We start from the raw sequence: 23,929 nt of genomic DNA, 5'->3' as shown, positions 1-23,929 counted from the left end.
GGAGGAGGACGACAATGGTGGAGTCAGGAGAGGATCTCGTTACAGCCTATGACGGCGCGCGGCTCAATGCCCGCTACTGGACCAGCATCGCACTCGGTATCTCGACCAGCGTGTTCGACTATTTCGACTATTACGTCGTCGGCTTCCTCGTCGCGGTGCTGGCGCCACAATGGCAGCTGACCTTCGGGCAGACCTCGCTGATCCTGCTCAGTGCGGGCGTCGGCGCAATCCTGGGATCGCTGGCGTGGGGCGCGCTCGCCGACCGCTTCGGCCGCAAGGTGCTCCTGGTCGCCGCTGTTACGCTCTGCGCGTTGAGCGCGGGCTCCGTCTCGCTGATACCGGACGGGGCATGGATTACCTTCGCCGCTCTGCGCTTCTTTGTCGGCTTTGGTGTCGGCGCCGCAGCCTCGGTCGCTGTCCCGTTGATCGTGGAGTATACGCCGACGCGCCACCGCACCCTGGTGACCAGCGCCACCGTCATCCCGGTCTCGCTTGGTATCCTCGCCGCGTCGTTGTCGGCCGCGACCTTGCTGCACCAGATCGGCTGGCGGGGCCTTGCTGCGCTCGGCTTCCTGCCGCTGCTGCCGGCGCTCTTGATCGGGCTGATCATGCCGGAATCCGTGCGCTGGCTGGTGTCGCGCGGGCGCGATGCGGAGGCTCGCCGCATCGTCGCGCGCGCACTGAGGGTTGCGCCCGACACATTGCCGTCGTCATCTGCGGTCGAGATGACCGTCAAGCTGCAAAGTGCGGGATTTGCGGAACTGCTGCAGGAGCCAAGGTGAGTCTGGTTGGCCCTGATCGTCTGGTTCGGCGCCAGCACGGCGAACTACGGCGTGTTTCTTTGGGGGCCAACGATCGTCGCCCTGCTGATGGGCGTGTCCGCGGTTGAGGTCGCTCATTTGTTCGTGATCGTTTCGCTCACCGGCATGATCGGGCGCGCCATCTTTTCCGTGCTGGCGCAACGGATCGGGCGGCGGCGCTGCGGCGAGATCATGGGCTACGGCATCGCATTATCCCTCGGTGCGGCAGGGCTAGTCTTCGACCGGACACTGTTCGGTTATCCTGCCTTCGTGGTGCTCCTGGTCCCCGCAGCACTCTTCTTTGACGGCGGCTTTTCCAACATCGCGCCGTATTCCGCTGAGATCTTTCCCGTTCGCTTGAGCGCGCGTGGCGTGGGGCTCGCGCAGGCCGCCAACGGTGTCGGCAAGATCGCGGGTCCGTTGTGTCTCGCGCTGATTGCCGGCACTTCGAACCTGATCACGCCCAAGGCCACCATCGACGCGGTGACGCCGGCGTTCCTGTTCCTTGCGGCGTGCGGGCTGGCGATCGGGCTTGCCTTCACCTTGCTCGGTGTCGAAACCCATGGCCGCCCGCTCGCATTGGAGATGCCGCAACCCGTCGAAGGCGCGGAAACCGTTGTCGTTCGTCTCGGCCGGGACGCGGAGGGCGTTGCGGCACGCCCGACGCCGTCATAGCTCCTGTCCAACAGCCGTCACAACAAACAAGGAAACGCATCATGCAGGACAGCGTCCAGACCAGAGCGGCCGCCCGGGCCATCCCCTTCGATACCGCCAAGCTCGACCGGCTGATGGAGGAGGCCGGCCTCGACGTGCTGCTCGTCACGTCCAAACATAACGTGCAGTACATGCTCGATGTCGAGCGGGCGATTTTCTTCGACTACATGGATGCGCTCGGCATCAGCCGCTATCTGCCGGTCGTGGTTTATGCCAAGGGCGCGCCCGACAAGGCCGGCTATGTCGGCCACGGGCTGGAGACGCATCAGCGGGAGGTGGTGCGTCCCTGGGTGCCGACGCTCAAGACCTCCGGCCATGGCAGTGTGGATGCGATCGCGACCGCCGTGCAGATGATCCGCGCCAGCGGCGTGCCCGCCAAACGCATCGGCGTCGAGACCGCCTTTCTGCCGATGGACGCGGGCAAGGCACTGCAGGACGCGTTTCCCAACAGCGAGATCAAGGATGCACTGTTCGTGCTGGAACGGCTGCGCGCGGTGAAGACGCCGGCCGAACTCGCCAAACTGCGCGCCGCCTCCGAACTCGTGACCGAAGCCATGCTTGATGTGATCGCCCAACACGGCCCGGGCACCACCAAGCGGGAGCTATTCGAAGCGCTACGGGTCGCCGAGGTGAAGCGCGGGCTCACCTTCGAATATTGCCTGTTGGCCGCCGGCAGGAGCCACAACCGCGCGCCCTCGGAGCAGCGCTGGGAAGAGGGCGACGTGCTCTCGCTTGATTCAGGCGGCAATTATCACGGCTATATCGGCGACCTTGCCCGCATGGCTGTGCTCGGCGAGCCGGATACCGAGCTGAAGGACCTGCTTGCCGAGATCGACACCGTGCAGCAGGCGGCTTTTGCGGTCATCAAGCCGGGTGCGATGGGCGGCGTGATATATACCGCGGCCGAGCGCGCGCTCAAGGAGACGAGCCAGCGTGACAACACCGAGTTCCTGGCTCATGGGATGGGCCTTGTCAGCCACGAAGCGCCCCGGCTGACCGCCTCAGGCCCCGTCCGCTACGATGCTGCCGATGCCGACCGTCCGCTCGAACCTGGCATGGTGATCTCGGTCGAAACCACGATGAAGCATCTCGAGCGCGGCTTCATCAAGCTTGAGGACACAATCGCGGTCACTGCGACCGGATACGAGATGTTTGGCGAAGACGGCCGTGGGTGGAATGTCGGCTGTGCGTCGATGCGATGAGAACCGCTGAGTCGGGCCACCCACGATCTGATGCCGCGCGCGGCGTTCCGGCTGGTGCCCAGCTTGGCCACTTCCTGAGATGGCTCCATCAAGTGCGGGTGGTGGGTCGACGTGAGGCCCTTTACGAAAGAACAGTTCTCCGTCGCGATGGAACGGCTCGAGTCATTGCAACCTGCCGGAGCTTTCTTTCAGTCTCGCACCGCAAGGGGCGGCAAGAGGCCCTCGATGATCGGCTGCGCTAGGCCCCAATTGCGGAGGACCTCATGTGTATCATCGCCGGAGATGCGAGCGGATCGTGGGATGGCGGTCGGCGTGCGGCTGAAACGCGGCGCCGGGGCCGGCTGCGTCACATCGTCGATTGTGACGAAGGTCTTTCGTGCGATGTTGTGCTGATCGGCCGGCGCCTCGTCCCAGTCGAGGACGGGCGAGACACAGGTATCGTCGCCACCCAGAAGAGCGATCCATTCGGCACGGCTCCGCGTGCGAAACATCGCCGCAAGTCGCTCCTTCTGCGCCGGCCATTTTGCCTTGTTCATCTGCTCGTCGAACAGCGGATCCGTCAGCCCGCAAAGCTTGCGGAAGCGTGCGTAGAATTGCGGCTCGATCGCGCCAAGAGCGATGAACTTTCCGTCGGCGCAGACATAGGTGTCGTAGAAGGGGGCGCCGCCGTCGAGCAGGTTGTTGCCGCGCTCGTTGGTCTGGCTTCCGGAGGCACGGCCAGCATAGCGCCCGGCGGCGAGCAGGGCCGCGCCATCGGTCATGGCGGCGTCGACGACCTGTCCCTTGCCTGACGCGCGGGCATCGAGCAGCGCCGCCATGATGCCGAAGGCCAGGAACATCGCGCCGCCGCCGAAATCCCCGACCAGGTTCAGGGGCGGTGGAGGCGGCGAGTCGGGGCGGCCGATCGCGTGCAATGCCCCGGTCAGGGCGATGTAGTTGATATCGTGCCCGGCGCGCTGCGCGAGCGGGCCGTCCTGACCCCAGCCGGTCATGCGACCGTAGACGAGACGCGGATTGTGCGCGAGGCAAATATTGGGTCCGAGACCCAAGCGCTCCATCACGCCGGGGCGATAGCCCTCAATCAGGACCTCGGCTTTTTCAATCAATGCAAGAGCGTCCGCGACGGCGTCGTCTTGGCGCAAGTCGAGATCGACGAAGCGGCAGCCGCGCCCTGTCACGTCCAAACGCGGCTCCGTGTCGAACATGGTGCCGCCCGGCCGGCGAACGCGGACGACTTCTGCGCCGAGATCCGCGAGCAGCATAGCGCAGAAGGGGCCGGGACCGATTCCTGCCATCTCGACGACGCGCAAGCCGGCGAGCGGTCCGCTCATCGGCTGATCTCGCCGGCGCCACCAAGGCTCGCAAGTTTTTCGCGGCGGACCTTGAGCCCCGCCGCTTCGCGGTCCCATGTGTCACTGGCGACGCCGTCGGCGCGCAGAAGGTGTTTCTGGACCTTTTGCGTCGGCGTCTTCGGCAGCTCCGGCATGATGCGGATGTAGCGCGGGATCATGAAATGTGCGAGCCGCGGCCGCAGCCACTCGAGCAAGGCGGCAGCGTCGACCGATCGTCCCTCGACCGGTGCGACTACGGCCAGCACCTCGTCCTCGCCGAACTCGCTGGGGACGCCGACAACCGCGACCTCGCGTATGTCAGGATGTCCGTTGATCGCAGCTTCCACCTCGAACGAGGAGATGTTTTCACCGCGCCGCCGGATCGCGTCCTTCATGCGATCGACGAAGAAAAACTCGCCGCGCTCATTCTGGCGGAAAGCGTCGCCGGTGTGGAACCAGCCATTGCGCCAGGCTCGCGCGGTTGCTTCCGGGTTGCCATAGTAGCCGTGGCTCATGGCCCAGGGCGCGTCTGTGCGCAATATGAGTTCGCCGGTTTTGCCGGGCGTGACCTCGACATCGTTTTCGTCGACGACGCGTGCGAACACGCCGGGGCGGGGACGACCACAGGTGCCGAGCGTCTCCGGATCGCGTTCGGAAATGATCGGCCAGGATGTCTCGGTCATGTTGAACACCGTGTAGACCTCAACCCCGAAACGCTCGCCGAACTGCCGGAAGCCGTCGGCCAGCGGCACGATGTTGACCACGCGCAGCGTATGGTCCCGGTCGCGAGGGCCTGGCGGCTCCTTCAGCAGAAAGGGCACCATAGCGCCAAGAAGGGTCAGGTAGGTCGATCGCGTTCGCCGCACCGTGTCCCAGAACGAGCGCGTGTCGAAGGACTCGACGAGCGCGATCGAACCGCCCTTCACGAGCATGCGGTAAACGGCGCCCGTACCGCTCATGTGGAACAAGGGCAGGTTGACAAGATTGCGGTCATCAGCGGTGAGCGGCGAGAAGGCGAGCGCGCTGGAGCCGCAATGCATGTAGGTGCAGAGCACGCCCTTGGACGGGCCGGTCGTGCCCGACGTGTAGATGATCATCTGGTTGTCCCAGGGCATGATCGGCCGCTGTAGCGCGTCCGGCTCGCCGGGCGCGGAGAGATCGGCGGCGTCATGGTGCCAGAAGCCGGAGAGGCGTTTGTCGTGAACGTCTGGCCCAATCAGCAGCAGGTCAGTCAGTGCGCACCGGTCGATATCGTGAAGGCGGTCCGCGAGTTCGGCGTGCGAAATCAGCAGGCGCGCGCCGGAAATCCGCACGGCATTCTCGAGCACCTGTCCGCGCCAGGCAATATTCATGGGGACGTAGACGGCGCCGATATAATTGATGGCGAACCAGATGCGCAGCGCATCCGGACTGTTGGGCAACCAGGTAAGGACGTGGTCGCCCTGGGCAACTCCCATGCGTTGCAGGGCTGCCGCAGTGCGTCGAACGGTCGTGTGGATCCGCGCATAGGTCCATTCGTGGCCGTCATCGAAGTGGACGAACACCTTGTCCGGCGCCTCCGCCGCGTTGCGGTCGAGGACGTGACGCAGCACGCAGACTTCGGGCGGAAGGATACGCGGGTCCTTCCAGGTCGCCTCGGCGGTCGAACTCGTGGCTTGCATGTCCGTCGTTCCTCAGATCGCGCGCTTGCGGAAGACGGCCATCGCCTTGGGATCGCGGCCCGACAACAGCGTTGCCATCGTCATGTCCTCGATCGAGATCGCAGCGTGTTTGGTCGGCGTGAAGTTCAGGTTGCCGAGCAGACCCTTGTAGTCCTTGGTCTCATCCATCGCGCGCTTGACCTTTTCGGGCTCGAACGACTTCTCCGACTCGATCGCCGCGCGCACCATGTAGAGGAAGTCGTAAAAGGGCGAAGCGGCAACATTGACGCCGGTTTCCTTGGTTTCAGGGAAAGCGTTCGCCTTCCTGGCAAATTCCATCTGCCTGTTACCGATGTCTTCCTTGTCGCTCCAGGTCAGCGTCTTGTAGTAGGTGCCGGCCGCATTTTGCAACGCTTCCGCAGGCACGAGATCGAGCAGCGAATCCGCGAACAGCGAGCTGTGGCCGGCGATCGCCGGATAGTATTTCTGGCCGTGCATGGAGTTGAAGCCCTTGGCCGTGATTGGCGTCGAGCCGGTCCAGAACAGCACGCCATCGGCGCCGGCCTTGCGAAGATTGCCGACGTAGCCGTTGAGGTCAGGCGCCGTGATCGGAAACACTTCGACGCCGACGGGCGTCACGCCAAGCTTCTTCAAGATGGTCTGGCAGGCGGTGACGACCTGCTCGCCGTAAGCAGTGTTCTCCTGGAGAATGCCGATCTTCTTCAGCTTCAGCGTCTCGACGAGGTAGCGCGAGGCCATCTCCGCCTGCAGGTCCGAATTGAAGGTGCATTGATAGTGCCAGGGATAGCGCGTGCCGTCCCCAGCTTCCGAGGCGATGGCGTACATGGTGGTGATGGTCTTCGACGCCGTCGTGACCGCGAGCGCAGCCAACGACTGGCTCGAACCGGTGGGACCGCAGATGTAGCGAACGCCACCCTCCTGAAGCTTCTTGATGACGGCCGGTTCGCGTGCGGGAGACGCCTCGTCGTCTTCTTCCTGGCGCGCGATCTTCCGGCCCATCACGCCGCCGGCGGCATTGATCTCATCAATCGCGATCAGCCCGCCGATGTAGAGCGGCGCGTAGGAGGAGGTGAGCCGGCCGGTCGTCGGTCGCACCCAGCCGATATTGAACGCATTGTCCGCCGCGAAGGCTGGCCGCAGGAGGGCGTTTGCGCCCAGGGCCGCCACACCCCCCAGAAACAGACGGCGGTCGAGTGTGTTGCGTTGGATTTTCATAGCACTCCTCCCAGTGTTTGCTTGTTTCTTCCCTGCCGCTAGCGCGCGGCGCAACGCGCCGGCACTAGATCGGCGGGATCGATCGGAACTTTGGAGGGTGATCGGGCTCGCGCCGCGGCGGTGCCTGCTCGAAGATCTCGATGATGCGTCGGCGCGTGGTGCGCGGATCGATCACGTCGTCGACGCCGAAGCCTTCGGCCGCATGGATGGAGCCGGTTTGGGCGCGCGTCTCCTCGATCATCTCCTGCCTGCGGGCCTGCGGATCGGGAGCCGACATGTATTCCTTGCGGAAAGCCACGTCGATCGCGCCCTCAATCGACATCGCGCAGATCTGCGCCGAAGGCCAGGCAAAGGAGGCGTCGGAATCGAAGGCGCGACCGCCGTTCATGGCGAAATAGCCGAGACCAAAGCCCTTGCGGATGACCACTGATGCGCGTGGCACGCTGGCATGGCCCCATTCGTAGATAAGCTTGGCGCTGCGGCGCCCGAGCGTGGTGCGTTCCGCGGCCGAGCCGATATAGAAGCCGGGCACGTCGATCAGCGAAATCAGCGGCAGACCGTAGGCATCGCACAGGGCAATGAAGTGCGCCCCTTTCTCGCAGGCGTTGGCGTCGAGGATGCCGCCGGTCCGCATTGGCTGGTTCGCGATGAAGCCGACCGGCCGTCCGCCCAGCCGCGCGAAGGTCGTGATGATGTTGGCGGCAAAGGTTGGCTTGATCTCGAACAGGCTGCCGACATCGGCGATACCGCTGATGATCCGGCGCATGTCGTAGGCACGTCGCGTCGAAGCGGGTACGATGTCGAGCAGCGCATCGTCGCCGCGATCGGAGGGATCGTCGGTCGCGACCAGGGGCAGGGGCTTGCGGGCGTTTCCGGGCAAGTAGGACAGGAAGCGCCTTGCCGCGGCAAACGCTTCGTCCTCGCTGCCGACGCCAAGATCGGCGAGGCCCTGCTTGTCCACCTGGACCGCGGCGCCGCCGAGCGTCTCCTGGTCGGTCTCTTCGCCGGTCCCGGCTCTCACCAGCGCCGGCCCTGCAAGGCCCATCACGGACTGGCCGCGCACCATGACGACGAGATCGGCAAGGCCGGCGTAGTTGGTGGGCCCGGCAAAGCCAGCGCCCAGCATCAGCGCGACCATCGGGACCCAGCCCGAGGCTCGCGCGAGGTCGTGAAACATGCCGTTGGCCTGGGCAAAGTGCCGCGAGTTCTGCCCGCCCTGGATCCGGTGACCGCCGCCATCGAGCATCATGACCATGGGGATGCCGCGGCGGATGGCGATCTTCACCATGCGCTGCGTCTTGGCGCTGCCGAGCTTGCCGATGCTGCCGCCGAACACGCTGAAATCCTGGGCGACGATTGCGACGGGCCGCCCGTCGATACGCGCCGTGCCCGTGACGACGCCGTCGGCCGGCGATTTGTTCCGGGGATGTGGCTGGCCCGCTTCCGGCTCTTCCGAGGCGAGCGCTCCGATCTCATCGAACGTGCCGGGATCGACGAGCTTCGCGATCCGTGCACGCGGCGACATGCGGCCGCGTTCGGCAAGCCGCATCATCGCTTCGGGGCGGGCCTCGTCCATCAACTGGGCGCGCTCGCTCTCGATGGCTTCGAGGATTTGCCGTTGTCCGGCGTCCGGATGGTATTTCATGATCCGCTCTGTCGTGGTTCGGAATGATGAGGTGCGCCGTGCTCGCCCATGAACGCGGCGTGCAATGCGTCTCCGGCCGCGATCTCGGGCGCTGGTCCGCTGGCGATGACGCGGCCATTCTGCATGACATAGGCATCGTCGGCGATCTCGAGTGCGCGCTCCACCATCTGCTCGACAAGGAGGATGGCGACGCCCTGCGCGCGCAGAGCGAGGATGGCGGCAAGCATCTGGTCCACCAGCACCGGCGCAAGGCCGAGCGAGGGCTCGTCGAGCATGAGCAACTTCGGCTCCCGCATCATCGCCTGGGCAATGGCGAGCATCTGTTGCTGGCCGCCGGACAGGCTGCCGGCCGGCAGATCCATTTTTTCCTGCAGAACAGGAAAGAGCTGGTGGATGCAGTCGACGCGCCGATCGTGCTCCTGCTCGGTCAGGCGCAGCCCATAGCGGCCGAGTTCGATATTGTCGGCGACGCTCTGGCGCCGAAACAGCCGCCGGCCTTCCGCGACGTGCAGCAGGCCGGCATCGACGATCGCATTCGGCCGCGCGCCGGTGATGTCGCGGCCGTCGAAAGTAACCTTGCCTGAAGTCGGGCGATTGAGGCCGGACAAGGCGCGCAGCAGCGTCGACTTGCCCGCGCCATTGCGGCCGACCAGCACGACGATGCGACTCTGGCGTACGTCGATGGAAACGTCCTCCAGCACGCGGACGTGACCATACCCCGCGTCGACATTGGTCGCCGACAGAAGCGGCCGGGAGACCGTCACCTTCATGCGGGAACTCCTGCTTTCAGGGCCCGTTCGCCCATATAGGCCCGCATGACGCGTCCGTCGTTGAACACCGCCGCAGGCTTGCCCGCCGCGAGCACCGTGCCGCGGTCGAGAACGGTCACGTGGCTTGCGACATTGGCGACGAGGTCGAGGTGGTGTTCGACGATGACGATCGTCGCGCCGAGCCCGCAGATGCGCATGATCAGCCGCTCGAGCCGCTCCAGTTCGGACATCGACAGCCCCGCCGCGGGTTCATCGAGCAGGATCAGCCGTGCACCACCTATCATGGCGCGCGCGATCTCGATCAGCCGCTGCTGGCCGTGCGGGATCTCGCCGGCCTCGACGTCCGCGCGGTCGGCCACGCCGACGAATTGCAGAAAGCCGAGTGCCTCCTGCCGCAGCCTGCGCGCCTCCGCGCGCGCAAATGGCAGGCGCAGCGCCGTCGAAAGCAGCCCGGCGCGTTCGCGCGTATACGCACCGAGCATGACGTTATCGAGCGCGGTGAGGTCGGCAACGAGGCGGGGGGTCTGGAAGGTGCGACCGACGCCGCGTGCGGCGATCCATTGTGCGCCGGATCCAAGCGCCTCGACGTCGCCGATCTTCACGCTGCCGGCATCGGGCACGTAGTATCCGCTCGCGAGATTGAGCAGCGTCGTCTTGCCGGAGCCGTTCGGGCCGACGATTGCGCAACAGCTTCCGGCGGGAACGGAGAGATCCACGCCGTCGAGCGCCTGAACGCCGCCGAATTGCTTGCGCAATCCGGAGATTGCGAGCGCGAGGCCGGCGATTGGAGGATGTTCCCTGGCTTCGGAAGCCTCCGCTGCGGCGCTCGCTCTTGGAGAGGGGCCCGCAAAGCGCCGCCAGACTTGCCGCAGCGCGCCGTACAGGCCATGTGGTGCGAACAGCATCAGGCCAAGCAGCATGCCGCCGTAGATCAGCATGCGCCAGCTCTGCAGGCCGGCCAGTAGTTCGGGGATAAGGAAGAAGACGAGCGCGCCGATGATGGGGCCCCACAGGGTGCCAAGGCCGCCGAGCACGACAGTCAGCAGGAAGAAGATCGAAAAGTCGGCGGTGAAATCGTCCGGCGTGACCACTGTCTTCTGCACGGCGAAGAAGGCGCCGGCGATGCCCGCGAGCGCGGCCGACATCACGAAGGCGACGAGTTTGGTCCGCTGCGGCGAGGCGCCGACCGCCAGCGCAGCGGGTTCGACGTCGCGCACGGCGACGAAGGCGCGCCCGAAGCGCGAGTGGACGACATTGCGCACGAGGATGAAGGCGATGATCGTGACGGCGACGACGGTGTAGTAGAGCGGCCGCGGGCCGAACTCGTAGCCGAACGCCGAGGGCGGCGGTACGCCGACAACGCCGGCAAAGCCCTTCGTGAGCCAGCGCCATTCGACGATCATTTTCTCGAAGACGAGCGCAAAGGCGAGCGTGATGAAAGCAAAGTACCAGGTGTTGAGCCGAAAGGCTGGCAGGGCCGCCAGCACACCGAGCGCGGCCGCCAGCACCATCCCGACCACGGCAGCGGCCCAGAACGGCCACTGATGATCGACGGTCAGGAGCGCGACGGAGTAGGCGCCGATCGCGACGAACGCGGCATGCCCGAGCGAGACCTGTCCGGCATAGCCCGCCAGCAGGTTGAGGCCGATCGCCGCGATGATGTAGATTCCGAGTTGGGTTGCGACGAACAGCGCATAGGAATTGGCGCCAACGACGGCGGGGAGTGCGAGTGCAACGCCGAGCGCGGCGGCCTGCGTGGCGAAGGGGATGACGGCGCGCGACATGGTCAAACTGTCCGTGCGTTCGGGCTACCGAACAGCCCTTCGGGCTTCAACAGCAGCATGGCCAGGACGACGATGAAAATCACCGCTTCCTGGTAGCCGGGCGACAACAAGGCGGCGCCGACCGCTTCCGTCACACCGATGACGTATCCGGCAATGAGAGCCCCGCGGTTGTTGCCGATCGAGCCGACCGCGGCGGCGGCGAAGCCCTTCAGCAGCAGATCCGGTCCAAGAGAGGTTGAAGCATAGAGAATGGGTGCGGCGAGAACGCCAGTCATGGCCGCGAAGGCCGCTCCCAGGAAGAAGGACCAGCGGCCGAGACTGCCAGGATCGATGCCGCGCAGCAGGGCGGCCTCGCGATCTTCGGCGACCGCCATGACGGCCTTGCCTTTGAGCGTGCGGTACACCCTCTCGACGATGGCGACGAGAACCAGGGTCACGAGGACGAGCGCGATCTCGTAGGACGAGATGCGCGATGACCCGATGTCGAGCGAATCCATGCTGAGCAGCGCGGGCGGCTTGACCAGGATCGGGTCGGGTCCCCAGAAGCGACCGACGAGATTGGAGATGATCAGGGAGGTCGCGAGCGTCGTGATGACCCAGCCTGTTCCCGTCTGCGACCGGGCAAGGATGGGGGCAACCGCGATACGCTCCTCGACCAGCCCGATGCATCCGACGGTCACGAGCGTTCCGGCAAAGGCGACCAGCCAGGGCATGCCCGCGAGCGAGGTGAGGCTCGCAAAGATCATCGCGCCGAGCATGACAAGCTCACCCTGCGCGAAATTGAACACGTTGGTCGGCCGGTAGAGGATGTTAAAGCTCACCGCGACCAGCGCGTAGAGGCTGCCGGCGACTATTCCATGCGCGAGGACGTCGATATCCATCGGCGTGCTTTCACTGACCGGCCGCGCGAGCGCGCAGGCACCCCATTGCGCGCGGATCCTGTCCCGACGCCACCGATACGAGCACGACGTCCTTTGCCCCGATCCCCGAATGGTTTTCGGGCGTGAAGGAAATGTCGCCCAGCAGGCCCTTATGGTTTTTGAGATTGTCGAGCCCGCGCTTGATGGCTTCGGGCTCGAAGCTCTTTTCCGATTCGATCGCCGCCTTGAGGCAATAAAGGAAGTCGTAGTAGGGCGCGGCGGCGACGTTGACCTCGTAGCCGTTCGACTCCGGGTACTGCGCGAGCTTCTTGGCGAACTCGACCTGCCGCGTTCCGGGTTGCTCGGTGTCGGTCCAGGTGAAGTTGCGGTAGTAGGTCGCGAACACGTTCTTCACCGCCTCGGCGGGCACGAGATCGAACAGGGCCGGCAGCATCAGGCCGCTGTGACCGGTGACCGGCGGGAACCATTTGAGCGTCTTCATCGCATTGAAGATCATCGCGGCATTGGGGACGTTCGCGATCCAGCCGATCACGCCGTCCGCGCCGGCCTTCTGGAGGTTGGCGACGTAGGCCGACAGATCGGGCGCGGAGATCGGGTACACCTGCTCGCTGACCGGTGTGAGGCCGAACGTTTTCTGCAGGATCGCTTTCGTTGCGGCCGTTCCCTGCTCGCCGAACGCCGTGTTTTCCTGGAGGATGCCGATCTTCTTCAAGCCGAGCGAGCGGACCATGTATTCGACGCAGACACCGGCCTGCTGGTCGGTGTTGAACATGATCTGGTAGTGATAGGGATATTTGCGGCCATCGCCGGCTTCCGCGGCGGCCGCATAGGTCGCCTGGATGGTCTTCGCTGACGTCGTAGCAGCGATCGATGCGAGCGACTGGGAACTGCCGGTTGGTCCGACAAAACATCCGATATCCTGTTCCCGCAGTTTGCGGACGATGCCGGGTTCCTTCGCCGGCGACGCCTCGTCATCCTCCTCGACACGCGCGATCCGGCGACCCAGAATGCCGCCGGCGGCGTTGATTTCATCCACGGCGATGAGGCCACCGAAATAAAGCGGAGCAAAGGACGAGGCGAGGCGGCCGGTCGTTGGCCTGATCCAGCCGACCTTGAAGGCTTGCTGTTGTTGCGCGAAGGCGGGGCCGACCAACGAGGCAACACCAAGCTGTGCGGCGAGCCGCAGCAGCGCGCGCCTGTCGATGACGTTGCGGGCAAGCAAAGGGATTGCGGGCGTCGTGCGCATGCGTTTTCTCTCCCGGATGAACGGCTCATTCGTCGGCCATCATTTGGCTGATCATAATACTTGCTAATCGACCAGCAAGTAGATTATTAACTTCGGCCATGGTTTCTCCAGCGCCTCAACTCAAGACAAAGCCCCCATCACGGCAGGATGAGCGGCGGCGTGCATCAGACTCACGCATGTTGCGCGCAGCGATGTCGATCATCGCGCAGAAGGGGGCTGCGGGTGCGACGCTGGCTGAAATCGGTGTCGCCGCGGGTTTCAGCCGTGGACTTCCGGCCGAGCGCTTCGGGACAAAGCTCGCGCTCCTGAACGCGCTGATGGATTTCATGGAGGGCTGGTTTGCCGAGCGCTTGCGCGACGCAATCGGCGACAAGGCAGGCCTCGACGCCGTGCAAGCGCGGATTGACGCGCATGTGGACAGTGCCTGCGCCAGCCCGGTGGCGACCGCCGCGCTCTATTCGCTGTTCGTCGAATCTCTCTGTGCCATCCCGGAGTTGCAGCCCCGCACGCGTGCGCTGAGCGCCAGCTTCCATGACGGCTTTCGCAGGCATCTTGAACAGGCGCGCCGCAGCGGTGAGCTGCGCGAAAGGGTCGATTGCTCGAAGATGGCCAACATCCTGGTCGGCATGTTGCGCGGCCTGATCATCCAGTCGCTGCTCGAGGGCGATGCCAGGAGTCTCGCAACGAACCGGGCGCAGATTCATGCATTCATTGATGCGGGCTTGCGCAAGCGGCTCAACGGTGCGGGAGGAAACGCTTCCGGCCGTCGAAAGAACGACTGACGGCGTTCGCGCCGAAATAGAACGACCGCCTGAAGGCGGCGCAATGGGAGGCGCCAATGAGTGGCGATGACGATCGGCTGTCGCTGTCCCCGTCGGACAGATACGTGCTGCGCAATCTGCTCGACCGCCATGCGCGCGAGTGGGGCGACAAGACGTTCATCGTGCTGTCGACGGGGGAAGAATGGACGTACACGCAGCTGCGCGAAAATGTGCGCAGGGTTGCCGCCAGCCTCCAAGCGCTCGGCGTGAAGCAGGACGATTTCGTCCTGTCCTGGCTCCCCAACGGTCCGCATGCGATCGCGGTCTGGTTCGCGTTGAACTACATCGGCGCGGTCTATGTGCCGGTGAACGTCTCCTATCGCGGGCGGCTACTTGCCCATGTGATCAAAAATTCCGGCGCGCGCCTGATGATCGCCGACGCGAGGCTCGCCGAGCGTCTCACCGAGGTGGAGACGGCCGCGCTCGACACGCTCGTCGCGGTGTCAGGGAATCCGCCATCGGGCCTGAACGCAATTCGCGGCCTGACCGAAGATGCGCTTGCATCCGCAACCCGCGAACCCGCCGATCCATGCCGCGCGATCATGCCCTGGGACACGCATGCGGTGATCTACACGTCCGGCACCACGGGTCCGTCGAAAGGCGTGCTGTCGTCCTACCGGCATCTGGCGGCGACGACGGAGGCGATCGATACCGTGACTTCCGACGACCGCGCATTGGTCAATCTGCCCTTGTTCCATGTCGGCGGCACCAGCGGTGTGTACCGCATGCTGGTGCGCGGCGGCTCCGTCGCGCTGGTTGAGGCGTTCGACACACAGACCTTCTGGGACACCGTACGCAGGACCGGCGCCACCACGATGACGCTGCTCGGCGCAATGATCCCTTTTCTAATGAAGGCGCCGCCAACCTCCCGCGACCGCGATCACTCGTTCCGGCAGGCGATCATGGTGCCGCTTGCCGACGACGCGGCGGAGTTTACCGCGCGTTTCGGCGTCGACATCTATACGGTCTTCAACATGACGGAGATTTCGTGCCCAATCGTGTCGGTGCGGAATCCCGATGTGCTCAAGACCTGTGGGCGGGTGCGCGCCGGCTTTGAGGCCCGGGTCGTCGACGAGAACGATGTCGAGGTGCCGCACGGCACCGTCGGCGAGTTGATGGTCCGGGCCGATGAGCCCTGGACGATGAACCACGGCTACTATGGCAACCCGGAAGCAACCGCGCGCGCCTGGCGCAATGGCTGGTTCCACACGGGCGACGCGTTTCGCCAGGATGAGGCCGGCAATTTCTTCTTCGTCGATCGCATGAAGGACGCCATTCGCCGGCGCGGCGAGAATATCTCCTCTTTCGAGGTCGAGGCGGAAATCGGTGCGCATCCGAAGGTGCGCGAGAGTGCCGTCGTCGGCGTTCCCAGCGAGTTCGCTGAAGACGAGGTCATGGCCGTCATCTCACCGGTGCCCGGTGCCGATCTCGACCCGCTCGAGATCATCTCGTTCCTGACGCTGCGCCTGCCGCACTTCATGGTGCCCCGCTACATCCGCTTCCTGGCGGAGCTGCCGAAGACGCCGACGCAGAAGATCGAAAAGCATGTGCTGCGCGCGGAAGGCGTGACCGGCGACACGTGGGATCGCGAGCAGGCGGGTATCCGCCTCAAGCGTGAGAAACTCTCAGTCGGAGATTTGAAGGTCGCACGATGAAGGACGATACGAAACTGCGGCCTGATCTCAGGCTCGTTCTGGATGCCCAAGCCGAGCGTCTTGATGCCGCGCGTCCCGGCGCCGTCGCGCGTCAGGAAAAGCGAGGACGCTGGACCGCGCGTCGGGCAGTCGAGACCATCGCAGATCAGGATAGCTTCGTCGAATATGGCGGGCTGGTGCGTCCTGCGACGAAGGGGATGGAAGGCGCGGCCGATGGGCTGGTCATGGGGATGGCCAAGGTCGGCGGGCGGCCGGTCGATATGGTCCTCTACGATTATTCGGTCTATGCCGGCACGCAGAGTGCGATGAACCACGCGAAGATTTCGCGAATGTTCACGCATGCCGAGAAACACCGGTTGCCAGTGATCTGCTGGCTCGATGGCGGCGGTGCCCGGCCGCACGACATGCATGTGACAGCCCGCCCTTCGACACCAACGTTCGTCGTGTTCGCCCGTCTTTCCGGTCTCGTGCCGACGATTGGCATCTCGCCCGGCCGCGCCTTCGCGGGGCACGCCAATCTGGCAGGGCTGTGCGATGTCCTGATCGCCACGGAGGATTCGGCCATGGGCATGGCGGGTCCGCCACTGGTCGAAGCCGCGCTCGGCAAAAAATACACGCCGGAAGAGATCGGTCCGTCGTCGGTGCACTGGGCCTCGGGCGTGATCGACATCCTCGTCAAGGACGAGGCCGAGGCAATCGCCGCAGCAAAGAAATATCTCGGTTATTTCGACATGCAGAAGCCGGCGGGTGAAGCGCCGGACCAGACGCTTCTGCGCGACATCGTGCCGGAAAATCCCCGCAGGGCCTACAACGTCCGCACGGTGATCCAGACGCTCTGTGACATCGACAGCGTGATGGAGGTCAAGGCGGGTTACGGCAAGGCCGCGGTGACGGCCTTCGGCCGTATCGCGGGCCGAACTGTGGGAATCGTGGCCAATCAGCCGATGTATCTCGCTGGTGCCATGGATACGCCAGCCTGCCTCAAGATGGCACGTTTCATCCAGATCTGCGACGCCTTCGATATCCCCCTTGTCGTCCTCTGCGATACCCCCGGCCTGATGGTTGGACCGGAGGTCGAAAAGACCGGACTGATGCGTCACAGCGCGCGCGTGCTATCGGCGCTCGCCAACGCCACCGTTCCGGTGCTGACGGTCGTGCTGCGCAAGGCCTATGGCCTCGGCTATTACATCATGGGCTCGCGTCCGTTCGAGCCGGCGATTCTCGTCGCCTGGCCCACCGCCGAGTTCGGCGGCATGGGTCTCGAGGGAGCCGTCAATATTATCTACGCAAAGGAGCTCGAGGCAGCGGCGACGCCGGAGGAACGGGCCGGACTGCATGCCAGCCTGACCGCTGAGCTGAAGCGCTCGAATACAGCTGTCGAAAGCGGTGCCAAGTTCCTCTACGACGACGTGATCGATCCCGCCGACACGCGCGACATCCTCGTCAAGACACTCGAGACGCTGCCGCAGCCCGCACTACGCGCGACGCGCAAGCGGGTCATCGAGCCATTCTGAGGGCCGCGCGATGAGCGAATGCGAGGTCGAGACGCCGCTGATGGATGTGCGCATCGTCGATTTTACCCATTTCATTGCCGGGCCCTTCTGCACCATGATCCTCGCGGATTTCGGTGCCGAGGTGATCAAGATCGAATCCCCGGATGGGGGCGATGGCTTCCGGCAATATCCGCCGCACCGCGCCGGGGAGGGCGCGCCGTATCTCTGGACCAACCGGAACAAGGACAGCGTTGCCCTCGACCTGAAAACCGAGGCCGGCCGTCAGGTTGCGCTCGAGCTCGCTGACAAGGCAGACGTCGTCGTCGAGAATTTCTCGGCCGGCGTCATGCAAAGGCTCGGCCTCGACTACGTGGCGCTCAGGAAGCGCAATCCGGGCCTGATCTATTGCTCGATCTCGGCCTATGGCCGCAGCGGCCCGTTCGCACACCGTCTCGGTTTCGATCCGATCGCGCAGGCCGAAAGCGGCTTCATCTCGATGAACGGGCGTCCGGATGATGAGGGCATGCGGGCCGGATCGTCGATCATGGACATGGCAACGGCGATGCTTTCCTGCAACGCCATCCTCGCGGCGCTGCACGCGCGTGCGCGGAACGGCAGGGGACAGCTGATCGAGACCAATCTGCTGGGCGCGGCCGTCAACATGCTCGGCAATTTCCACATGGGCTACCTCATGTCGGGCGTGAGTCCGAAGCGGTTCGGCAATTGGCAGGTGACCGCGGTGCCGGTTGGCTCCTTCGCCACCAGGACGGGCCCGCTCTACATCGCCTGCGCGAACGACGGCACGTTCAGGCGCTTGATGCGGGATGTGCTGAAGAGCCCGGAGCTTGCCGATGACGAGCGCTTTCGCACCAGCGCCAGCCGCCGCGCCAACAATGAAGCGCTCAAGCAGATCATCAGCGCGGCGCTGTCGCAGGGCACACGCGAGGACTGGCTGAGCGCGATGCAGCGCGTGGGCGTTCCTGCCGCTGCGGTGCGTAGCGTCGGCGAGGCCCTGGAATCAGACGAGGTGCGCGCGCTGGGTATCCTCGGTAAAGCCGAGCACGAGAAGCTCGGCAAGATTCCGAATGTTGGATTGCCGATCAAATTCTCGGAGACGCCGATGCGCAAGCCGGCTGGTGCTCCGCTGCTGGGATCACAGACGAGGGACGCGCTCCGGCGGGTGCTGGACTGCGACGAGGAGCGCCTGGCGCAACTGGCCGCCGCGGGCGCCTTCGGCGGCAGATAATCGAACACCTGAGTGAGTTACATTGAGACAATTGGAAGGTAATTTGGAATGGCAAAGCTGGAAGCAAAATCCGAGGTCAGCGGTTTCGTCTGGAAGGTGGAGACTGAGCTCGGCAAGCGCGTGGCGAAGGGCGACACGCTCATCGTAATTGAGTCCATGAAAATGGAAATTCCGGTCGTGGCAGAAGCTGACGGCGTGATCGTTACGATCGCGGTCGAAGAAGGCGGCGCAGTTGACGAGGGTAAGACGGTCGCCGTGCTGGAAGTGTGAGGAAGTCTGGTCTGATGCGGTTGCGCCAACCGTTCTCGGATCGACTGGGCGGTATTCTTCGTCCTATGAGTCCTAGATCGATGCCATAGCGCCGCATGGCCGTTGATTTGTTCTGTCGCGTGTTCCGTCTCGCACAGCAGGAGCGTTGCATGCGGAAACAAGCGCGGTCCCGATAAACCAGACGTCCTCACGGCATGATCCGATCGACGCAACTGATCCCCAAAAGCGGACGCGGTGGCCTTTCAATTTCCGGCGAAGCAATGCGCCGCTCACCAACTCCGTGAAGCGGACCAAAGGAAGGTTGCGAGGCTTGGGTGTCTCAGTCTCAATCATTGCGACGTGCCCGGCTCGATTTGCGCTTCAACCGTTCGGCGACTTTCACGAAGCGGGGTACCAAGGGTGACATACCGTCGGGTCGCCATACTAAGGAAATGTCGAGCGCCGCTGTCACGCCATCAAGTTTGAGTGGTCTGACACCGGGTGGCAGCGTCGGAATGAATGACGCGTCGAGGATCGTGCAGCCGAAGCCCGACCTCACCAACTGCAATAACACCGGCAGATCGTCGGCGTCTTCCACGGTATTCAGCGTCAGTCCATGGGCATCGGCCATGTCATCTACGAGCGCTTCGAAGCCGCTTTTGTCCGCAACAGTAGATATCGGCAAGTCAACCACGCCGCCATTGGGTCAGGCACCATGGCCGCGAGATGAAGCGCCGGCCGGTGATTGCCGCTGACGACCAACTAACCCCCGCGCCTCAGCTCTTCGGTCGCGCGGCGGAGTACCTCGTGAAGCCATTCGTGCGATGGCTCGTCCTCGATCCGCTCGTGCCACAGCATCCGCACCTCCACGGGAGTCGTGCTGTAGGGTAGTTCATAAGTCGTGATCGCGTGCGCTTGCTCGAAGGCGCGCGCCAACGGCCGCGGAACGATGGCCGCCAGCTCGGAATCGACCAGCAGTGCGGGCAATGCAAGGAAATGCGGCAGCGAGACCGCGATCCGTGGCGGCCGGTCGCTGTCGGACAGCGCCCGTTCAAGCGCGGGGCGGTCGTACATCTCTGAACGTCTGGCAAGCCCGCGCTCGGAAATGAAGCCGCCGATCGCGCCTTCCTGCTCTCCGCCAAAGGAGACGACGACCAGCGGCAAGGTCGCGAGCCTTGCCTTGTCGAGCCGGCCAAGCTTGCACTTTCTGCCAACGATCAGCACATCGTCATATTCGAACAGCAGTGCCGAACGGAAGCGGCTCGGCGGCGACGAGAACACGCCGACGGCGACGTCGATGCGCCCGAGGTCGATCTGCTCGGCGAGATCGATCCGCGTCACCGGCTTGATGGTGAGGTCGATCGACGGGAGCCTCCCGGCTCAAGATCTTCAGCAGCGGTGGCGCCAGCACCATCGTCGTGAAGTCATTGGCGGCGAGCGTGAACGGCTTGGTGGAGACCGCCGGAGCGAAGGTCGGCAGTTCGACCGCGGCCTCCAGCGATCGCAGCGCCTGGCGAACCTGCGGCGCCATCGTGAGCGCACGCGCCGTCGGCTGCATGCCGGTGGCGGTGCGGACGAACAGTTCGTCGTCCAGCATCTCGCGCAACCGCGCCAGCGAGTGGCTGACGGCGGACTGACTCAACGCGACCTTCTGGCTGGCGCGCAGCACGCTGCGCTCCTCCATGACGGCGTCGAACACCTTGAGCAGGTTCAGGTCCAATGTCTTGAAGGAAACCGACACGCTGGGAGTCCCGTCTGTAGCGGATCGCGCGCCTTGGCAGGATTGTGCGATCGCGCGCAGTTAAGGCCAGACGTTCGGCGGATGCAACCGATCGGATTTCATCATGAGCGTCTCGCCGTGCCGTCACCGCCGGCTATCTGAAGCCGGTTCAGGATCACCCTGCAAGACTTTCACTTCCGCAACGCGCCGTTCTGGCCAAGATTGCCGCCGCCGGGTTGGGAGGAGAAAAGCGATGAAGGTCTGGGTGAGATTGGCACGAAGCGGCGCACACAAATCGCTCGGACTGGCGCTGACACTCGTGGCGGTGGCGACGTCGGCGATTGCACAGACCGGTCCGATCAGGCTCGGCGTGCTGACCGACATGTCGTCGCTCTACGCCGACAATGGCGGCCAGGGCTCGGTCGTCGCCGCGCAGATGGCGGTAGACGATTTCAAGGGCAAGGTACTCGGGCGCCCGATCGAGATCATAGCGGGAGACCACCAGAACAAGGCGGACGTCGGTTCGGCGATTGCCCGGCGGTGGCTGGCGAACGAGAACGTTGAGGTCATCCTCGATGTGCCGAATTCCGCTGTCGCGCTGGCCGTGCAAGGCATCACGCGCGACAAGAAGAAGCTATTTCTCGCCACCGGCACAGCGACGTCCCGGCTGACCGACGATGAGTGCTCGCCGACCGGCATCCACTGGACCTACGACACCTACGCGCTGTCGCAGGGGACGACGAGAGCGATTTCACGTCTCGGCGCCAAGTCGTGGTTCTTCGTTTCGGCCGACTATTCGCTCGGCGCGCAGCTCGAGGCCGACAGCCGCAAGGTGATCGATGCCACCGGCGGCAAGGTCGTCGGCGCGGTGAAGCATCCGATCAATACGCCCGATTTCTCGTCCTTCCTGCTGCAGGCGCAAGCCTCCAAGGCGGACGTGATCGCACTCGCTGACGCCGGCGGCGATTTCATCAACGCCGTGAAGCAGGCGGGCGAGTTCGGCGTGACGCACGGGCAAAAGCTCGCCGGCCTGATCGTCTTCATCGCCGACGTTCACAGCCTCGGTCTGCAGAGCGCGCAAGGCCTGATGCTCAGCTCGGCGTTCTACTGGGATCTCAACGATGAGACGCGCGCGTGGTCGAAGCGCTTCATCGAGAAGACCAGGAAGGTGCCCACCATGATCCACGCCGGCACCTATGGCGCGGTGATGCACTATCTCAAGGCAGTCACAGCCGCGGGCACGCTCGATGGACCCACTGTTGCTGCCAAGATGCGCGAATTACCGGTGAACGATTTCATGACCCGTAACGGCAAGATCCGTCCGGACGGCCGGCTGGTCCGCGACATGTATCTCTTCCGCGTCAAATCTCCGGAGGAGTCGAAGTACCAGTTCGACTACTACCAGCTGCTGGCCGCCATCCCGGGAGATGAGGCCTTCAGACCGATGGAGGACAGCGGATGCCCGCTTGTGGAGAAGCCGTGATCGACCGCGGCGTGGCGTGTGGAGCTCCGCGCAATCCGATCGATGAAGTGATCGCTGCCCGTCTCTCGTGCCGTGAGTTCTCCGGCAGTCCGGTCTCACGCTCGACCATCGAGCAAATCCTGCGCGTGGCGCGGTTTGCGCCGAGTGGCGCAAACATTCAGCCCTGGCACGTCTACGTGCTGGCGGGCGCCGCCAAGGCCGAGGTGTCGGCTGCGCTTCTGCACGCGTATGAGAAGGAGCCGAACGAGCACGTCTCCGAATATCAATACTACGCCAGCGAGTTTCCCGAGCCGTATCTTGGTCGTCGCCAGGAGTTCGGGCGATTGTTCTATGGCTCGCTCGGAATCGCGCAGAGCGACGGTGCGGCGAGGAGCAGGCAGACCGCAAAGAACTTCGCGTTCTTCGGTGCACCGGTTGGATTGATCGTTACAATCGATCGCCGCCTGGCGATGGGAAGCTGGCTCGATCTCGGCATGTTCATCCAGAACGTGATGCTGGCAGCGGTGGGACGAGGGCTGCAATCCTGTCCGCAGGAAACCTTCGCCAGGTACCACCGAATACTGCGTCCGCTATTGTCGATTCCTGCCGAGCAGATGGTCGCCTGCGGGATTTCGATGGGTCACCCCAAGGAGCAGGCGAGGGAGCGGCTGATGCCACGCGCGGATTTGGAGGCGTTCGCCTCCTTCAAGGGTTTCGAGAATTAGAACAGGAGAAAGTCATGGGAAGCCGTGAACAACTGATCGAACGCAGCATTCCGTTTCTGCGCGAGGTCAAGGACATGACGCCGAGCGCGGCGATGGAGCGATGGCTCAACGAGACCTATGGAGAGGACAGCGCGCTCTACCAGGATCTCGCTCGCCTCATCAAAATGGGGGTCGAGGAGGGCTGGGCGGCGAACCAGGAGGTGGATGGCCCGAACTATCGGCGCAGCCGCATCCTTGAGCCGGTCCCCGAAACGTTCCAGTTCAGCATCACCGCGGTCTACATGAACAGCACCGATCCACGCCGTTTCAAGGACGAGGACGACCATCACGTGCTGCGCGGGCAATATCACGGCCATCCCTATGGCGAGCTCAACCTCGTCGTTCCCCTCGACAAGGGGGCGCAGCTCAAGGGATTGCAGGGCTGGCAAGGACCAGGATGGACGGCGCCGGATCCCGGTAGCCGGCATTATCCCGAGGTCAGGGGCGGCGCGATGATCGCCCTGTTTTATCTGCCGGCCGGGCGCATCTCCTACGATTTCAAGGCGCCGGCCTGATGTCGCGCGCCGGTGGCATAGGCCACGGCAGTAATCCGGTCTGGAGAAGGCACATGGCGTTGATCTATCCGGTCGCTTCGAACAGCGTCCATCCCGCGCGTCTGTCTCCCGCGTATCGGAGCGCGATCAAGCGCGCGCCTTCGAAGCCGTTGATCCCGATGCGGCACACGCTCTCGGAGCTCACCGGTCCGGTCTATGGTCATGAGACCGTGCGCGAGCACGACAACGACCTCACCATCCAGCACAAGGGTGAGCCGCTCGGCGAGCGCATCATCGTGCACGGCTATGTGCTCGACGAGGACGGCCGCGGCGTGCCCAACACGCTGGTCGAGCTGTGGCAGGCCAACGCCTGCGGCCGTTACATCCACGTCGTCGACCAGCATCCGGCGCCGCTCGATCCGAACTTCACCGGCGCCGGCCGCACCCAGAGCGACGCCAAGGGCTACTACAAGTTCATCACCATCAAGCCCGGCGCCTATCCCTGGGGCAATCATCACAATGCCTGGCGGCCCGCGCATATCCACTTCTCGGTGTTCGGCCCCTCCTTCGTCTCGCGGCTGGTCACGCAGATGTATTTTCCGGGCGACCCGCTGTTTCCGTTCGATCCGATCTTCAATTCGGTGACCGATGAGAAGGCGCGGGCGCGGATGATCTCGTCGTTCGATCTCGAAAACACCAAGCCGGAATGGGCGCTCTGCTACCGCTTCGATATCGTGCTGCGCGGGCGCAACGCCACGCCGATGGAGACCAAGTAA

General features: G+C 64.3%; 23 protein-coding genes. 12 read left to right on the top strand and 11 right to left on the bottom strand.

What is annotated here, in order from left to right:
• Window positions 1–14 precede the first annotated feature (14 nt).
• Genes MTX19_RS28285 through MTX19_RS28275 form a run of 3 tightly spaced genes read left to right on the top strand, consistent with a single transcriptional unit; the run spans window position 15 to window position 2,716 of the window.
• Entirely contained in the window at window positions 15–782 is a 768-nt protein-coding gene (locus MTX19_RS28285) for an MFS transporter (protein ID WP_280980319.1), read from the top strand.
• A gap of 6 nt (window positions 783–788) precedes the next feature.
• Window positions 789–1,475: an MFS transporter gene (locus tag MTX19_RS28280; RefSeq protein ID WP_280980318.1), complete on the top strand. Its 687-nt coding sequence runs from the start codon at window positions 789–791 to the stop codon at window positions 1,473–1,475.
• Window positions 1,476–1,516: 41 nt separating this feature from the next.
• A complete protein-coding gene (locus MTX19_RS28275; RefSeq protein WP_280980317.1) occupies window positions 1,517–2,716 on the top strand; it encodes a Xaa-Pro peptidase family protein in 1,200 nt (399 codons plus the stop codon).
• A gap of 188 nt (window positions 2,717–2,904) precedes the next feature.
• Here MTX19_RS28275 and MTX19_RS28270 read toward each other — a convergent pair whose 3' ends face one another.
• The 8 genes from MTX19_RS28270 to MTX19_RS28235 all read right to left on the bottom strand — a co-directional run bounded on the left by MTX19_RS28270 (window position 2,905) and on the right by MTX19_RS28235 (window position 13,249).
• Window positions 2,905–4,047 (bottom strand): CaiB/BaiF CoA-transferase family protein, encoded by a 1,143-nt coding sequence (locus MTX19_RS28270; protein ID WP_280980316.1) that lies wholly within the window; start codon window positions 4,045–4,047, stop codon window positions 2,905–2,907.
• On the bottom strand, window positions 4,044–5,708 hold the full coding sequence (locus tag MTX19_RS28265) for an AMP-binding protein (protein ID WP_280980315.1): 1,665 nt from the start codon (window positions 5,706–5,708) through the stop codon (window positions 4,044–4,046). Before MTX19_RS28265 ends, MTX19_RS28270 begins: the two co-directional genes overlap by 4 nt.
• A gap of 12 nt (window positions 5,709–5,720) precedes the next feature.
• Window positions 5,721–6,923 carry an ABC transporter substrate-binding protein gene (locus MTX19_RS28260; protein ID WP_280980314.1) on the bottom strand — a complete coding sequence of 401 codons (1,203 nt, stop codon included), beginning with the start codon at window positions 6,921–6,923 and terminating at the stop codon, window positions 5,721–5,723.
• Between the two features lie 64 nt (window positions 6,924–6,987).
• Complete coding sequence (locus MTX19_RS28255) at window positions 6,988–8,568, bottom strand: carboxyl transferase domain-containing protein (protein ID WP_280980313.1); 1,581 nt, start codon at window positions 8,566–8,568, stop codon at window positions 6,988–6,990.
• Complete coding sequence (locus MTX19_RS28250; RefSeq protein ID WP_280980312.1) at window positions 8,565–9,338, bottom strand: ABC transporter ATP-binding protein; 774 nt, start codon at window positions 9,336–9,338, stop codon at window positions 8,565–8,567. Before MTX19_RS28250 ends, MTX19_RS28255 begins: the two co-directional genes overlap by 4 nt.
• On the bottom strand, window positions 9,335–11,122 hold the full coding sequence (locus tag MTX19_RS28245) for a branched-chain amino acid ABC transporter ATP-binding protein/permease (protein WP_280980311.1): 1,788 nt from the start codon (window positions 11,120–11,122) through the stop codon (window positions 9,335–9,337). Before MTX19_RS28245 ends, MTX19_RS28250 begins: the two co-directional genes overlap by 4 nt.
• A gap of 2 nt (window positions 11,123–11,124) precedes the next feature.
• Window positions 11,125–12,003 carry a branched-chain amino acid ABC transporter permease gene (locus MTX19_RS28240; RefSeq protein WP_280980310.1) on the bottom strand — a complete coding sequence of 293 codons (879 nt, stop codon included), beginning with the start codon at window positions 12,001–12,003 and terminating at the stop codon, window positions 11,125–11,127.
• 10 nt (window positions 12,004–12,013) lie between these two features.
• Window positions 12,014–13,249 carry an ABC transporter substrate-binding protein gene (locus MTX19_RS28235; protein WP_280980309.1) on the bottom strand — a complete coding sequence of 412 codons (1,236 nt, stop codon included), beginning with the start codon at window positions 13,247–13,249 and terminating at the stop codon, window positions 12,014–12,016.
• 191 nt (window positions 13,250–13,440) lie between these two features.
• On the opposite strand from MTX19_RS28235, the gene MTX19_RS28230 reads away from it, so the two are divergent.
• From MTX19_RS28230 to MTX19_RS28210, 5 genes are read left to right on the top strand one after another with little or no spacing between them, the layout of a single operon-like run.
• Window positions 13,441–14,031 (top strand): TetR/AcrR family transcriptional regulator, encoded by a 591-nt coding sequence (locus MTX19_RS28230; protein WP_280980308.1) that lies wholly within the window; start codon window positions 13,441–13,443, stop codon window positions 14,029–14,031.
• A 56-nt stretch (window positions 14,032–14,087) separates the two neighbouring features.
• On the top strand, window positions 14,088–15,725 hold the full coding sequence (locus MTX19_RS28225; protein ID WP_280985578.1) for an AMP-binding protein: 1,638 nt from the start codon (window positions 14,088–14,090) through the stop codon (window positions 15,723–15,725).
• Window positions 15,722–17,239 carry a carboxyl transferase domain-containing protein gene (locus MTX19_RS28220; RefSeq protein WP_280985577.1) on the top strand — a complete coding sequence of 506 codons (1,518 nt, stop codon included), beginning with the start codon at window positions 15,722–15,724 and terminating at the stop codon, window positions 17,237–17,239. Before MTX19_RS28225 ends, MTX19_RS28220 begins: the two co-directional genes overlap by 4 nt.
• 10 nt (window positions 17,240–17,249) lie before the next feature.
• Window positions 17,250–18,464 (top strand): CoA transferase, encoded by a 1,215-nt coding sequence (locus tag MTX19_RS28215; protein ID WP_280980303.1) that lies wholly within the window; start codon window positions 17,250–17,252, stop codon window positions 18,462–18,464.
• Window positions 18,465–18,512: 48 nt separating this feature from the next.
• Window positions 18,513–18,734 (top strand): biotin/lipoyl-binding carrier protein, encoded by a 222-nt coding sequence (locus MTX19_RS28210; RefSeq protein WP_280980302.1) that lies wholly within the window; start codon window positions 18,513–18,515, stop codon window positions 18,732–18,734.
• A gap of 325 nt (window positions 18,735–19,059) precedes the next feature.
• Here the strand turns inward: MTX19_RS28210 and MTX19_RS28205 are convergent, their stop codons facing one another.
• From MTX19_RS28205 to MTX19_RS28195, 3 genes are all read right to left on the bottom strand, one after another.
• Window positions 19,060–19,407, bottom strand: a complete 348-nt coding sequence (locus MTX19_RS28205) for a LysR substrate-binding domain-containing protein (protein ID WP_280980301.1) — start codon at window positions 19,405–19,407, stop codon at window positions 19,060–19,062.
• A gap of 68 nt (window positions 19,408–19,475) precedes the next feature.
• Window positions 19,476–20,054 (bottom strand): LysR substrate-binding domain-containing protein, encoded by a 579-nt coding sequence (locus MTX19_RS28200; RefSeq protein ID WP_280980300.1) that lies wholly within the window; start codon window positions 20,052–20,054, stop codon window positions 19,476–19,478.
• Entirely contained in the window at window positions 19,942–20,433 is a 492-nt protein-coding gene (locus MTX19_RS28195; RefSeq protein ID WP_280985576.1) for a LysR family transcriptional regulator, read from the bottom strand. The genes MTX19_RS28200 and MTX19_RS28195 overlap by 113 nt, the downstream gene beginning before the upstream one ends.
• 253 nt (window positions 20,434–20,686) lie before the next feature.
• Between MTX19_RS28195 and MTX19_RS28190 the strand changes: the two genes are divergently transcribed.
• Genes MTX19_RS28190 through pcaH form a run of 4 tightly spaced genes read left to right on the top strand, consistent with a single transcriptional unit; the run spans window position 20,687 to window position 23,929 of the window.
• The gene (locus tag MTX19_RS28190; RefSeq protein ID WP_280980298.1) at window positions 20,687–21,916 is read left to right on the top strand and encodes an ABC transporter substrate-binding protein; all 1,230 of its coding nucleotides are present in this window, start codon (window positions 20,687–20,689) and stop codon (window positions 21,914–21,916) included.
• The gene (locus MTX19_RS28185) at window positions 21,892–22,620 is read left to right on the top strand and encodes a nitroreductase (RefSeq protein WP_280980297.1); all 729 of its coding nucleotides are present in this window, start codon (window positions 21,892–21,894) and stop codon (window positions 22,618–22,620) included. Before MTX19_RS28190 ends, MTX19_RS28185 begins: the two co-directional genes overlap by 25 nt.
• Before the next feature lie 14 nt (window positions 22,621–22,634).
• On the top strand, window positions 22,635–23,174 hold the full coding sequence (locus MTX19_RS28180) for a DUF4863 family protein (protein ID WP_280980296.1): 540 nt from the start codon (window positions 22,635–22,637) through the stop codon (window positions 23,172–23,174).
• Window positions 23,175–23,227: 53 nt separating this feature from the next.
• Window positions 23,228–23,929, top strand: a complete 702-nt coding sequence (gene pcaH, locus MTX19_RS28175; RefSeq protein ID WP_280985575.1) for a protocatechuate 3,4-dioxygenase subunit beta — start codon at window positions 23,228–23,230, stop codon at window positions 23,927–23,929.

The organism is Bradyrhizobium sp. ISRA464, assembly GCF_029910095.1.
Classification (GTDB): Bacteria; Pseudomonadota; Alphaproteobacteria; order Rhizobiales; family Xanthobacteraceae; genus Bradyrhizobium.
This window is presented reverse-complemented; position numbering and strand designations above follow the sequence as displayed.

Excerpts from the sequence above, each read along its gene's own strand:
- MTX19_RS28285 (WP_280980319.1), top strand. The coding sequence starts at position 15 with ATGGTGGAGTCAGGAGAGGATCTCGTTACAGCCTATGACGGCGCGCGG.
- MTX19_RS28275 (WP_280980317.1), top strand. The coding sequence starts at position 1,517 with ATGCAGGACAGCGTCCAGACCAGAGCGGCCGCCCGGGCCATCCCCTTC.
- MTX19_RS28270 (WP_280980316.1), bottom strand. The coding sequence starts at position 4,047 with ATGAGCGGACCGCTCGCCGGCTTGCGCGTCGTCGAGATGGCAGGAATC.
- MTX19_RS28265 (WP_280980315.1), bottom strand. The coding sequence starts at position 5,708 with ATGCAAGCCACGAGTTCGACCGCCGAGGCGACCTGGAAGGACCCGCGT.
- MTX19_RS28260 (WP_280980314.1), bottom strand. The coding sequence starts at position 6,923 with ATGAAAATCCAACGCAACACACTCGACCGCCGTCTGTTTCTGGGGGGT.
- MTX19_RS28255 (WP_280980313.1), bottom strand. The coding sequence starts at position 8,568 with ATGAAATACCATCCGGACGCCGGACAACGGCAAATCCTCGAAGCCATC.
- MTX19_RS28250 (WP_280980312.1), bottom strand. The coding sequence starts at position 9,338 with ATGAAGGTGACGGTCTCCCGGCCGCTTCTGTCGGCGACCAATGTCGAC.
- MTX19_RS28245 (WP_280980311.1), bottom strand. The coding sequence starts at position 11,122 with ATGTCGCGCGCCGTCATCCCCTTCGCCACGCAGGCCGCCGCGCTCGGC.
- MTX19_RS28240 (WP_280980310.1), bottom strand. The coding sequence starts at position 12,003 with ATGGATATCGACGTCCTCGCGCATGGAATAGTCGCCGGCAGCCTCTAC.
- MTX19_RS28235 (WP_280980309.1), bottom strand. The coding sequence starts at position 13,249 with ATGCGCACGACGCCCGCAATCCCTTTGCTTGCCCGCAACGTCATCGAC.
- MTX19_RS28230 (WP_280980308.1), top strand. The coding sequence starts at position 13,441 with ATGTCGATCATCGCGCAGAAGGGGGCTGCGGGTGCGACGCTGGCTGAA.
- MTX19_RS28225 (WP_280985578.1), top strand. The coding sequence starts at position 14,088 with ATGAGTGGCGATGACGATCGGCTGTCGCTGTCCCCGTCGGACAGATAC.
- MTX19_RS28220 (WP_280985577.1), top strand. The coding sequence starts at position 15,722 with ATGAAGGACGATACGAAACTGCGGCCTGATCTCAGGCTCGTTCTGGAT.
- MTX19_RS28215 (WP_280980303.1), top strand. The coding sequence starts at position 17,250 with ATGAGCGAATGCGAGGTCGAGACGCCGCTGATGGATGTGCGCATCGTC.
- MTX19_RS28210 (WP_280980302.1), top strand. The coding sequence starts at position 18,513 with ATGGCAAAGCTGGAAGCAAAATCCGAGGTCAGCGGTTTCGTCTGGAAG.
- MTX19_RS28190 (WP_280980298.1), top strand. The coding sequence starts at position 20,687 with ATGAAGGTCTGGGTGAGATTGGCACGAAGCGGCGCACACAAATCGCTC.
- MTX19_RS28185 (WP_280980297.1), top strand. The coding sequence starts at position 21,892 with ATGCCCGCTTGTGGAGAAGCCGTGATCGACCGCGGCGTGGCGTGTGGA.
- MTX19_RS28180 (WP_280980296.1), top strand. The coding sequence starts at position 22,635 with ATGGGAAGCCGTGAACAACTGATCGAACGCAGCATTCCGTTTCTGCGC.
- pcaH (WP_280985575.1), top strand. The coding sequence starts at position 23,228 with ATGGCGTTGATCTATCCGGTCGCTTCGAACAGCGTCCATCCCGCGCGT.